Annotated in this window: 12 protein-coding genes; 6 read left to right on the top strand and 6 right to left on the bottom strand. The window is 73.7% G+C overall.

Going from position 1 to position 10,727, the window contains the following annotated elements; all coding sequences use genetic code 11:
* Positions 1–9: 9 nt before the first annotated feature.
* Complete coding sequence (locus KZQ38_RS05645) at positions 10–1,599, bottom strand: DAK2 domain-containing protein (RefSeq protein ID WP_219439030.1); 1,590 nt, start codon at positions 1,597–1,599, stop codon at positions 10–12.
* 146 nt (positions 1,600–1,745) lie between these two features.
* Between KZQ38_RS05645 and rpmB the strand changes: the two genes are divergently transcribed.
* Positions 1,746–1,937 carry a 50S ribosomal protein L28 gene (gene rpmB, locus KZQ38_RS05640; protein WP_015804671.1) on the top strand — a complete coding sequence of 64 codons (192 nt, stop codon included), beginning with the start codon at positions 1,746–1,748 and terminating at the stop codon, positions 1,935–1,937.
* Between the two features lie 83 nt (positions 1,938–2,020).
* Here the strand turns inward: rpmB and KZQ38_RS05635 are convergent, their stop codons facing one another.
* The gene (locus tag KZQ38_RS05635; protein WP_219439028.1) at positions 2,021–2,602 is read right to left on the bottom strand and encodes a DUF3515 domain-containing protein; all 582 of its coding nucleotides are present in this window, start codon (positions 2,600–2,602) and stop codon (positions 2,021–2,023) included.
* 20 nt (positions 2,603–2,622) lie between these two features.
* A complete protein-coding gene (locus KZQ38_RS05630; protein WP_219439026.1) occupies positions 2,623–2,856 on the bottom strand; it encodes an Lrp/AsnC family transcriptional regulator in 234 nt (77 codons plus the stop codon).
* A 97-nt stretch (positions 2,857–2,953) separates the two neighbouring features.
* Here KZQ38_RS05630 and KZQ38_RS05625 point away from each other — a divergent pair, with 97 nt between their 5' ends.
* Both KZQ38_RS05625 and KZQ38_RS05620 read left to right on the top strand, forming a co-directional pair.
* On the top strand, positions 2,954–3,919 hold the full coding sequence (locus KZQ38_RS05625; RefSeq protein ID WP_257900604.1) for a thiamine-phosphate kinase: 966 nt from the start codon (positions 2,954–2,956) through the stop codon (positions 3,917–3,919).
* Between the two features lie 14 nt (positions 3,920–3,933).
* Positions 3,934–4,404, top strand: a complete 471-nt coding sequence (locus tag KZQ38_RS05620; RefSeq protein ID WP_219439025.1) for a GNAT family N-acetyltransferase — start codon at positions 3,934–3,936, stop codon at positions 4,402–4,404.
* Positions 4,405–4,449: 45 nt separating this feature from the next.
* On the opposite strand, the gene KZQ38_RS05615 is transcribed toward KZQ38_RS05620, so the two are convergent.
* A complete protein-coding gene (locus KZQ38_RS05615) occupies positions 4,450–5,052 on the bottom strand; it encodes a TetR-like C-terminal domain-containing protein (protein WP_219439022.1) in 603 nt (200 codons plus the stop codon).
* Between the two features lie 161 nt (positions 5,053–5,213).
* Here KZQ38_RS05615 and KZQ38_RS05610 point away from each other — a divergent pair, with 161 nt between their 5' ends.
* From KZQ38_RS05610 to KZQ38_RS05600, 3 genes are all read left to right on the top strand, one after another.
* The gene (locus KZQ38_RS05610; protein ID WP_257900603.1) at positions 5,214–6,371 is read left to right on the top strand and encodes an MFS transporter; all 1,158 of its coding nucleotides are present in this window, start codon (positions 5,214–5,216) and stop codon (positions 6,369–6,371) included.
* A 10-nt stretch (positions 6,372–6,381) separates the two neighbouring features.
* Complete coding sequence (locus KZQ38_RS05605; RefSeq protein WP_219439018.1) at positions 6,382–7,167, top strand: alpha/beta fold hydrolase; 786 nt, start codon at positions 6,382–6,384, stop codon at positions 7,165–7,167.
* Between the two features lie 75 nt (positions 7,168–7,242).
* Positions 7,243–7,917, top strand: coding sequence for a uracil-DNA glycosylase (locus tag KZQ38_RS05600; RefSeq protein WP_219439016.1), 675 nt, complete (start codon positions 7,243–7,245; stop codon positions 7,915–7,917).
* A 259-nt stretch (positions 7,918–8,176) separates the two neighbouring features.
* On the opposite strand, the gene KZQ38_RS05595 is transcribed toward KZQ38_RS05600, so the two are convergent.
* Entirely contained in the window at positions 8,177–9,244 is a 1,068-nt protein-coding gene (locus tag KZQ38_RS05595) for a D-alanine--D-alanine ligase family protein (RefSeq protein ID WP_219439014.1), read from the bottom strand.
* 24 nt (positions 9,245–9,268) lie between these two features.
* Complete coding sequence (gene pdxR, locus KZQ38_RS05590) at positions 9,269–10,663, bottom strand: MocR-like pyridoxine biosynthesis transcription factor PdxR (RefSeq protein WP_219439013.1); 1,395 nt, start codon at positions 10,661–10,663, stop codon at positions 9,269–9,271.
* Positions 10,664–10,727: the final 64 nt, after the last annotated feature.

The raw sequence follows: 10,727 nt of genomic DNA, 5'->3' as shown, positions 1-10,727 counted from the left end.
CCTATTCAACTACTCGACTCCGACAACCAGGACAGCACCGGGCTGTCCGCCTTGGTACGCCGCCAGTTCCACCTCCGGGTGGGCGACCCGCAGGTGCTCCTCCAGCAGGTCGGCGAGCCCGTCCGGCGCGCCCTCGCCGAGCAGCGCGGTGACCAGCTCGCCACCGGCGGCCAGCATCCGGTCCACCAGGCGGCGGGACAGCCCGAGCGGGTCGCCCGGCCCCGGTTCGACCGCGACCACCTCGCCGTCCAGCATGGCGAGCAGGTCGCCGGGGCGGCAGCGGCCCGCCCAGGTGATCGCGTCGCGGTCGGACACCCGGACCTCACCGCGACGCGTCGCGGCGGCGGCCTCGGCCATCGCCACCACGTCGTCGCCGGGCCGCCGCGCCGGGTCGTGCACGGCCAGCGCGGACAACGCCTGCACCGGGGAGAACGTCGGCACCACGACCACGTCCTGACCCGCCTCGGCGGCCTGCGCCACCACCAGCTCCAGCGGTTCACGCAGCGCGGGGTCGCCGGGCAGCACGGTGACGTGCCGGGCACGCGTGCTGACCACCAGCGCCAGCAGGTCGGCCGGGTCGGCGGTGGGCGCGGCGGCCACCGCGCCCTCGGAGCGGAACAGCTCCAGCGCGCCGGCGCCCTCCACCAGCACCACCACGGCGCGGTCGCGGCCGAACCGGGGCGCCTGCGCGGCGATCTGGTCGGCGAACCGCGCCACCGTGATCCGGTGCGGCCGACCCGCCTCGACACCCGCCTCCACGGCCGCGCCGATGTCGTTGCAGTGCACGTGGACGGTCCACAGTCCCGCACCGTCGCCCACGACGGACACGCAGTCGCCCAGCGCGCTCAGCCGCCGCTTGAGCGCCGCCACGTCCGGTGTGCCGTCGAGCAGGTACATCACCTCGTACTCGAACTCGCCCGACCCGGCCTCGCGTGCCGTGGTGAGCGCTTCACGGGAGCGTGGCGGCGGCGCCGCGGTGGTCGTCTCGACCGGCTGCCCGGTGATCACCGCGACCAGGCTGTCCAGCAGCACCACGAGGCCCTTCGCACCCGCGTCCACGACACCGGCCTTGGCCAGCACGGCGAGTTGGCGCGGCGTGTCGGCCAACGCCTCCGCACCCGCCTTGGCGGCGGCCGTGACCACCTCGTCCAGGGCGTCGGACGGGCAGTCGCGGGCGGCCTCGGCGGCGGCGTGCAGGACGGTCAGCACGGTGCCGGGCACCGGCTTGGACACGGCGGCCGTGGCCAGTTCGTCGGCGCGGTGCAGTGCGCGGCGGATCGCCTGGCCGCCCGCCGTGGACGCGCCCTGCGCCGCCTCCGCGAGCCCGCGCAGGACCTGCGAGAGGATGACGCCGGAGTTGCCGCGCGCGCCCGCCAGCGCGCCCCGCGCGAGCGCGGCCAACGCCTGCCCGGCCGAGTCGGCGGGCGTCCGGAGCAGCGAGTCCTGCGCCGACCGCATGGTCTGGGACAGGTTGGTGCCGGTGTCGCCGTCCGGGACCGGGAACACGTTGATGCGGTCGATGTCGTCGCGGTTCGCATCCAGGGAACGGACGCAGGCGTCCGCCCACCGGCGCACCGCCACCGCGTCGAGTGCCTGCATGGCGGGGAGGGTATTCGACCCGGTTTGGTGGCGTCGCGGCCCACCGGCTACCCTGTCTGGGTTGCCATGCCCGGCTGAGGCTTGTGCACGCTTGCGCGCCCGCCGGGGCGTGAGTACCGCTGGAGAAACCTTAAGGAGTGGCTGACGTGGCTGCCGTGTGCGACGTCTGTGGCAAGGGGCCGGGCTTCGGCAAGTCGGTCTCGCACTCCCACCGACGCACCAACCGCCGGTGGAACCCGAACATCCAGACCGTGCGCGCGAAGGTGTCCTCTTCGCAGCGCCAGCGGCTGAACGTGTGCACCTCGTGCCTGAAGGCGGGCAAGGTGGTGCGCGGCTGAGGCCGCGTGCGGAAGCGTTGTCGAAGGCCCCCGGAACGCGTTCCGGGGGCCTTTCGGCGTGTGCCGCGTCGGCGTGTGCTCCGTCAGGAACCCTTGGTGTCCAACGGCACGGCGGGCAGCGCGTCCCGGACCGTGGTGGAGATGTCCTGGAGCGGGCCGGTGCCCGCGTCGGACGGCACGGTCAGCGCCACGTACACCGGGCGGTCCACGACGTACCAGGTGGCGTTGCCGCCCTCGGTGATCTCCAGCCACTGCACGTCGGAGATGACGCGCAGGGACGAGGTGGGCGTGAGGTCGCCCGGCCGGTCGAGGCCGCACCGCAGCACGATCGGCTCGTGCCGCGCGTCACCCCACGCGACCGCGCCGGGTGGCGCGGGCGACGCGAGTTCGCGGCGGGGCAGCGTCGCGCCGTTGGAGACCAGTTGCATGGGCAGCTTGCTCAGCAGGCCCCGGCACTCGTCGGCCTCCGCCCGCGGCGCGGGCACCGGCACGAGGGCCAGCGGGCCGGAGCGGTCCGAGGACGGGTCCGCCGGCTGTTCCTGACCGCCCGTGCCCAGGAAGAGCCCGACGGCCGCCACGCCCGCCGCCAGCAGCGCGGGCAGGCCGACGGCCACCGCGAGCAGGGGGCGGGGCAGCAGTGGGGTGGGTTCGGGTTCGGGTGCCACCCGGCTATGACAACACGGCGCTACAGGTGGACCACCGGGCAGGTCAGTGTTCGGGTGATGCCCTCCACGTTCTGGATGCGGGCGACCACGAGCTGTCCCAGCTGGTCGACGGTCTCGGACTCGGCGCGCACGATCACGTCGTACGGACCGGTGACGTCCTCCGCGGTGGTCACGCCGGGGATGCCGGAGATCTCGGCGGCCACGGCGGCTGCCTTTCCGACCTCGGTCTGGATGAGGATGTATGCGTGCACCACGGCGTGCCCCTTCGTCGTGACAGGTCAGGTCGGGGTAGGAACGTGTTCAGCAACGTACCCCAGTTGGGGTTCCGAATGCTCAGAACGGGAGGCAATCTTGCGTCCGGAGCCGCCGCAGAACGCGGACACGGTCGCTGAAGTGGGTGAGTTCGGTCTTATCCGCCGGGTGACGGCAGGTCGGACGCAGCCACCTACGACCCTCCTGGGGCCCGGTGACGACGCGGCCGTCGTGGCCGCGCCGGACGGGCGCGTCGTGGTCTCCACGGACGTCCTGGTGGAGGGCGTCCACTTCAGGCTCGACTGGTCGACTCCCGAGCAGGTGGGCCGCAAGGCGGCGGCCGTGAATTTGGCCGACGTGGCGGCCATGGGCGCCATGCCGACCGCTTTGCTGGTGGGGCTCGCGTGCCCGCCGGACACGCCGTCGTCGTTGATCGAGGGCGTGACGGCCGGGTTGTGGCAGGAGGCGAGCGCGGCGGGCGCGGGCGTGGTGGGCGGGGACATGGTGTCGTCCGCGACCCTGGTGATCTCCGTTACGGCGTTGGGCGACATGGGCGGCTACGAGCCGATCACCCGGTCGGGAGCCCAAGTGGGTGATGTTGTGGCGGTGTGCGGGCGGCTGGGTTGGGCGGCGGGCGGGCTGGCGGTGCTGGGGCGTGGTTTCCGGTCGCCGGTGGCCGTGGTCGGGGCGCAGCGGAACCCCGAACCGCCGTACTCCGCGGGACCGCAGGCGGCGGCGGCCGGCGCCACGGCGATGATCGACGTGTCCGACGGGTTGCTGGCCGACCTCGGGCACATCGCGGAGGAGTCGGGCATCGGCATCGACATCCGGACCGAGCTGCTGGAGGTCCACCCGCGACTGCTGGACGTGGCGTCGGCGCTGGGCGCGGACGCGCGGCACTGGGTGCTGACCGGGGGCGAGGACCACGCGTTGGCGGCGACGTTCCCGGAGCCCGCGGCGGTGCCCGAGGGGTGGCGCACCATCGGCACCGTGCGGCACGGCGGCGGCGTCACCGTGGACGGCCGCGCGTACGAGAAGCCCCCTGGTTGGGAGCACTGGCGGTAGGTAGCCTGACCGGTGTGGAAATATTCACGCGCGCGTATGATCATCCGGACTCGGCGAAGCTGATCGCGGACCTCCAGCAGGTCTTCGTGGTCCGCTACGGCGAGGCGGACCACACGCCCGTCGACGCCGCCCAGTTCGCCGCACCCCGCGGCCACTTCGTCGTCGGCTACCTCGACGGCGTGCCCGTCGCGTGCGGCGGGTGGCGGGCGCACGACGTGGCGGACGACCCGATCCGGCCCGGTGACGCCGAGATCAAGCGCATGTACACGGTGGACGCCGTGCGCGGCCGGGGCCTGTCGCGCCGGGTGCTGGCCGTGCTGGAGGACGCGGCGCGGGCCGCCGGCCGCACCCGCGTGGTCCTGGAGACCGGGCAGCGGCAGCCCGAGGCGATCCGGTTGTACGAGACGAGCGGGTACGCGCGCATCGACAACTTCGGCGTCTACCGGCACCACCCCGAGAGCCTCTGCTACGCGAAGGAGCTGTAGGGGGCCGCGCACCGCCGAACCGACCACGCGGTCTTCCCGGACGACCTACGTGGTGGTGCCACCGGGGCCGGCGTCGGCCGCTTCCGGCAGCAGGTGGGCCACGAGGGTGCGCGCCCATTCGGGAGTGGGGACGCGGTCGGTGAACACGGCCCGGTAGTAGAGCGGCGCGAGCAGGGCGTCGATGGTGCGGTCGACCTCCGGGACCTCGTTGCCCCGGCTCCGCTCGCGTTCGAGGATGGCTTCGAGCTGGTCCTGGCGCTCCTTGCGGCACACGGCCGCGCCCTGCTCGCCGCCGACGCCGATGGTGGCGCGCACGAGGGCCAGCGTGTCCGGGTCGCCGAGGTCCTTGGCGAGGTCCGCCGCGTACCGCTCCAGGTCGCCGCGGAGGCTGCCGGTGTCCGGGACCACGAAGCCGCCGGAGAAGCGACTGGTCGCCACGTCGGCGAGCAGGTCGCCCACGGAGCCCCAGCGGCGGTAGACCGTGGTGGCGTGCACGTCCGCGCGGGCGGCGATGAGCGGGATCGTCAGCTGGTCGGTGGTCCCGTCGGCGAGCAGGTCCCGGACGGCCTGGTGGACGGCCGAGCGAACCCGTGCCGACCGACCGCCGGGTCGGCTGTCGGCGCGGGATGCGGAGGTCGCGGCGGACATGTGGCCATTGTTGCACTGATCGCTGCGTTTTAATCGCAGCGATCAGTGCGTTTGTGTTAGCGTGGCCCCGCTAACGCAACGATCACTGCGAGGCTCGCATGTCCGTCCACGCGCTCGCCCCCTCCCCGCTCCGCCCACCGGCGTGGAAAGGCGCCTTCCCCATGGTGGCCGCCGTCCTCGTGCTCTTCCTGGCCGCGTCCAGCGCGCCGTCCCCGCTCTACGTGGTCTACCAGCAGCAGTGGCACTTCCCGGCCTGGGTGCTGACGCTCGTCTTCGCCCTCTACGTGTTCGGCCTGCTGGGCTCGCTGCTCGTCGTCGGAGCCCTGTCGGACCACCTCGGCCGCCGACCGGTGCTCGCCGCGGCGATCGCCCTGGAGGCGGTCGCGCTCGTGCTGTTCCTGGTCGCCGGGGACGTGGGCGTGCTCGCCGTCGCACGGGTGGTGCAGGGCATCGCGACCGGAGCGGCGACAACGACCCTGAGCGCCACCCTCGTCGACCTCGAACCGTCACGCGGGCGGGCCGGCGCCGTCACCGCCGTGGCGCCCCTGACCGGGCTCGCCCTCGGGGCCCTGGGCAGCGGCGTGCTCGTGCGGTTCGGCCCCGCGCCGACCCGGCTGGTCTACGCGGTGCTGCTGGGCGGGGTGCTGGTGGCGGCGATCGTCGTCGCCCGGCTGCCGGAGACGTCGCTCAAACGGCCGGGAGCGCTCGCGTCCCTGCGCCCGCGCATCGCGATGCCCGCGCACGTGCGCGCCGACGTCGTCCCGGTGGTGCCGGCGATGATCGCCACCTGGGCGCTGGCCGGCATGTACCTCTCGCTGGGCCCGTCCGTCGCGGCCGAACTGCTGGGCCTGCACAACCGCTTGACCGGCGGCGTCGTCGTGACGCTCCTCGCGGGCACCGGCGCGCTCACGGTCCTGCTCCTCCGCTCCCGCCCGGCGTCGTCGCTGCTGGCCCCGTCGTCCGCGGTTCTCGGGCTGGGCACCCTGGTGTCGCTCGCCGGGACGACCGGGGGCCTCGCCTGGCTCGCCGCGCTCGGCACGGTCGTGGCGGGCGTCGGTTTCGGCGCGTCGATGCTGGCGACGTTCGGCGTCGTCGCCGGGGCAGCCCGGCCGCACGAGCGCGGCGCGGTGTTCGCCATGGCCAACACGATCAGCTACCTGGGCAACAGCGTGCCCGCGGTGCTCGGCGGGATCGCGGTGACAGCACTGGGGTTGCGCACCGCCACCGTGATCTACGCGGTGGCGGTCGTGCTGATCACCTCGTCCGCCTTCGCCCTCCGCCTCAACCAGACCAGGACCCGGCGTCCTGCCGACAAGTGACGGGAAAACCATGACCACCAAGGAAAACCGCGAAGTGCGGCGCGCGGGCCACACGACGATCCGCTACACCGCGAGCGGCCCGGCCGGCGGGCCGACCCTGGCGCTCGTCCACGGCTGGGCCTGCGACCGCACCGACTTCGACGCGGTGGCCGACCACCTGCCCGAGCACCACCGCGTCCTCGCGATCGACCTGGCGGAGCACGGCGAGTCCCGCTCCACCAGGGACGTCTGGACGATCGAGGAGTTCGCCCGCGACGTGGCCGCGGTGCTGGAGGCGGAGTCCGCGGCGGACGCGGTCGTGGCCGGGCACTCCCTCGGCGGCGCGGTGGCCGTGGAGGCCGGCCGACTGCTCCCGGACGCGGTGGCGCACGTGGTGGCGCTCGACGCGTTGCACTACGACCTGTTCCCGGCGATGAGCGCGGACCGGGCCGACGCGGTGATCCGCCTGTTCCGCGACGACTTCCCGACGGCGGTGCGGCGACTCGTCGAGGGCGGCACCCCGGCGGGCGCCGACCCCGCTCTCGGCGAGCGGTACTTCCGGAAGATGGTCGCGGTGCGGCAACCCGCGGGCCTGCGTGCCATCGAATCCCTGATCCGCTGGGACATGGACGCTGTGCTGCGCGAGACGAGGCAGCCGGTCACCGCGTTCGCGATCCGCGATCTCGTCGCGCCGGCGGCGGTCGAACGCTACGCCGACCGCGTCGAGTTCGTCCTGGTGGACCTGGGCACCCACCACTTCCCGGTGGAGTCACCGGAGGGCACAGCGAAGCTGTTGGCCGGCGTGGTGACCGGCTAGCGGCCTTTCGCCGCCGAGGAACGTCTTGACCCACCGCGAAAATCTCCGCCGGACCGACTGGGATAGGGTCCCGCCGTGGCACGTCCGCTTGAGGAAGTCGTGGAAGCAGGCTGGGCGCGGGCACTCGCGCCGGTAGCCGATCGGATCGCCGAGATGGGCGAGTTCCTGCGCGCCGAGGTGGCCGCCGGGCGCACATACCTGCCGGCGGGGGAGAACGTGCTGCGCGCGTTCCAGCAACCGTTCCACTCGGTGCGGGTGCTGATCGTGGGCCAGGACCCGTACCCGACACCGGGGCACGCGGTGGGGTTGAGCTTCTCGGTGTCGCCGGAGACCCGGCCGATCCCCAAGAGCCTGACCAACATCTATCGCGAGTACATGGACGACCTGGGGCACCCCAAGCCGACCAACGGCGACCTGACGCCGTGGACCGAGCAGGGCGTGCTGCTGCTCAACAGGGCGCTCACCGTGCAGCCGGGCAAGTCGAACTCCCACCAGGGCAAGGGTTGGGAGGCGGTGACCGAACAGGCGATCAAGGCCCTGGCCGCGCGGGAGGAGCCCCTGGTGGCGATCCTGTGGGGACGCAACGCGCGCAACCTGAAGCCGATGCTGGCGCCGTTCCCGTGCGTCGAGTCGGCCCACCCGTCGCCCCTCTCGGCGGCGGCCGGGTTCTTCGGCTCGCGCCCGTTCAGCCGCGCCAACGAACTCCTCGTGCAGCAGGGCGCGGAACCGATCGACTGGAAGCTGCCCTAGCCGTCGGGGGCTCGACCACCACGCCGGGGTGACCGCCCCGGCGAGCCACCGGCCGGACAGTTCCCGGGGCGGGCACCCCCGCCCCGGAACCCCGCCCACTCCCCTGTCCGGGGTTGTCGAGCGGGCACCGGTGTGACGCTTGAGGAACAAGCGCGCCCCCGACCCCGCTGCCGGCGCCGATCCCGAACACCGGAACCGGTCCGCCGGCACCACTCCCGGACCCGCGACCCGGTCGTGGCGCACCAGCCGCCGGTGCGCCTCAGCGCAACCCCGTCCCCCGGGCGATCGCGGTCTCGACGAGGGTCGTCAGGAGGGTCGGGTAGTCCACCCCGGTCTCGGTCCACATCCGCGGGTACATGGAGATCGGCGTGAACCCGGGCATCGTGTTCACCTCGTTGATCACCAACTCGTCCCGCTCGGTGACGAAGAAGTCGACCCGCGCGAGCCCCTGGCAGTCGAGCGCGCGGAACGCCGTCACCGCCATCTCCCGCAACTCCCGCGCGATCGCGTCGTCCAGCTTCGCCGGGATGTCGAACTCGCACACGTCGTCCAGGTACTTGGCGTCGAAGTCGTACCAGTCGACCGCTCCCCCGACGATCCGCAGCTCCGCCGGCACGGACGCCTCGACGCGGCCGTCCGGGAACTCCAGCACGCCGCACTCGATCTCGCGCCCGACCACCGCCGCCTCGATGATGACCTTGGGGTCGGTCTTCCGGGCAAGCGCGATGGCGGCGTCCAACTGCGACCAGTCGACCACCTTGGAGATGCCGACGGACGACCCGGCACGCGCGGGCTTCACGAAGACCGGCAGGCCGAGGCGGTCGCGGTCGTCGGCCGACAGCGTCTCCTCGTCCCGACGCAGCACGGCCCACTCGCCGACGGGCAGACCCGCACCACGCAGCAGCCGCTTGGTGAACTCCTTGTCCATCGACACGGCGGACGCGAGCACGCCGGGCCCCACGTACGGGACGGACGCCAGCTCCAGCAGCCCCTGCACGGTGCCGTCCTCACCCCACGCCCCGTGCAGCACGGGGAACACCACGTCGACGTCCGCAAGCACCTCGTCGGGCGCGACGGGGACCAGCCGCCCGCCGGACACGGGCACCAACGCGTCGACGGTGGGCAGCTTCCGGTCGCGGACCTCCAGCGCCTTCGTGTCGTCGGCGCCGATCACCCAACGGCCCTCGTCGTGGGTGATGCCCACGGGCACGACCTCGAACCGGTCGCGGTCCAGGTGCGGGAGGATGCTGCCGGCGGACAGGCAGGAGACCATGTGCTCGCTGCTGCGCCCGCCGAACACCACGGCGACCTTGGTCTTTCGCGTCATGAACGCCGACCCTACCCGGATGGCTCAGCGCGCCGCCCGGACGGGACGCAGCAGGTCGGCCAGCACCGGCAACGCGGCGTGCAGCTGCTCGCGCGAGCACGCCCCGTACCCGATGGCGACCCCGAACACCCTGGGCCGCGCGGCGTGGTGCCGGGCGAGGCCGTCCAACCGCAGGCCGCGCTCCTCGGCCCGCACCAGCACCTCCCGCTCGGCACGGGCGTCCTCCAGCAGCACGACGACGTGCGCGCCGGCGTCGTCGCCGAGCACCGGCACGTCCGCGGCCTCCAACGCGGACGCCACCAGCGCACGCCGCTCCGCCAGCTCGCGGCGCAGCTTGCGCAGGTGCCTGCCGAGGTCGCCGGTGCGGGCGAGTTCCACCAGCACGCGCTGGCCGGCGGCGGACGGGCTGGTGCCGGTGCGGTCGCGGTGCGCGAGGATTTCGGCGGCGATGGGCTCGGGCGCGACCATCCACCCCGCGCCCAGCGTGGGCGTCAGGATCTTGCTGGTGGTGCCGAGGTGCACGACGACGTCCGGGGCGAGCGCCGCGAGCAGCGGCAGCGGCGCGACGTCGTAGCGGAGTTCGCCGTCGTAGTCGTCCTCCACGACCAGCCAGCCCTCGCGTCGTGCCCGTTCCACGAGGGCGACCCGGCGGGCGGCGGACATCCGACCGCCCATCGGGTACTGGTGGGCGGGCGAGCAGTACACGCCGCGCACGCCGTCCGGCACGCCGTCCACGAGCAGCCCTTCGGCGTCCACGGGCGCCTGGACGACCTTGATCCGCGCCGACCGCAACGCCCCGACGGCACGCTGGTAGCCGGGTTCCTCGACGGCGATCACGTCACCGGGCCGCAGCACGGTCGCCGCCAGCTCCACCAGCGCGGCGGTGGTGCCGCCGGTCGCCAGCACGAGTTCGGCGCTCAACCCGCCGTGCACGGCGAGCCCGCGGTGACGCAGCAGGTGCTCGGCGACGACCGCCCGGTACTCGGGCAGGCCACCGCGGTGCGGCCGGAACAACGGCAACGCGTCCGCCGCCGCCCGCCACGCCCGCCGCCACGCCGCCCGGTCGAGGCCCTCGGTCCACGGCGCGCCGGGTGCGAAGTCCACGAACTCCGGCGCGGGCGGCTGCGTGACGGCGCGACGCGGCCTGCCCTTGAGCGCGCCGGGCGGGGTGGTGGTGACGTAGGTGCCCGACCCGTGCCGACCCGCGATCCAGCCCTCGGCGTGCAGCTGCTCGTACGCCGCGGCGGTCACCGTGCGGCTGACGCCGAGCCGTTCGGCGAGGGCGCGGGTGGACGGCAGCCGGTCGCCGCTGCGCAGCCGCCCGTCCGCCGCCGCGGCGCGCAGGGCGTCCGCGAGCTGCACGGCCAGCGGTTCGCCCGAAGCGCGGTCCAGGGTCACGGGCAGCGCCGTCTCCACCAAAGTGGACTCCTCGAATACCTGGTAATTGGATCTTGAGGAGGTCCACTTTACCCGTGATGCTGAG

The organism is Saccharothrix obliqua (assembly GCF_019375475.1).
GTDB classification, from domain to species: domain Bacteria; phylum Actinomycetota; class Actinomycetes; order Mycobacteriales; family Pseudonocardiaceae; genus Actinosynnema; species Actinosynnema obliqua.
This window is presented reverse-complemented; position numbering and strand designations above follow the sequence as displayed.

Coding starts and splice junctions, on each gene's coding strand:
- KZQ38_RS05645 (WP_219439030.1), bottom strand. CDS start 1,599: ATGCAGGCACTCGACGCGGTGGCGGTGCGCCGGTGGGCGGACGCCTGC.
- KZQ38_RS05615 (WP_219439022.1), bottom strand. CDS start 5,052: ATGTCCGCCGCGACCTCCGCATCCCGCGCCGACAGCCGACCCGGCGGT.
- KZQ38_RS05610 (WP_257900603.1), top strand. CDS start 5,214: ATGGTGGCCGCCGTCCTCGTGCTCTTCCTGGCCGCGTCCAGCGCGCCG.
- KZQ38_RS05605 (WP_219439018.1), top strand. CDS start 6,382: ATGACCACCAAGGAAAACCGCGAAGTGCGGCGCGCGGGCCACACGACG.
- KZQ38_RS05595 (WP_219439014.1), bottom strand. CDS start 9,244: ATGACGCGAAAGACCAAGGTCGCCGTGGTGTTCGGCGGGCGCAGCAGC.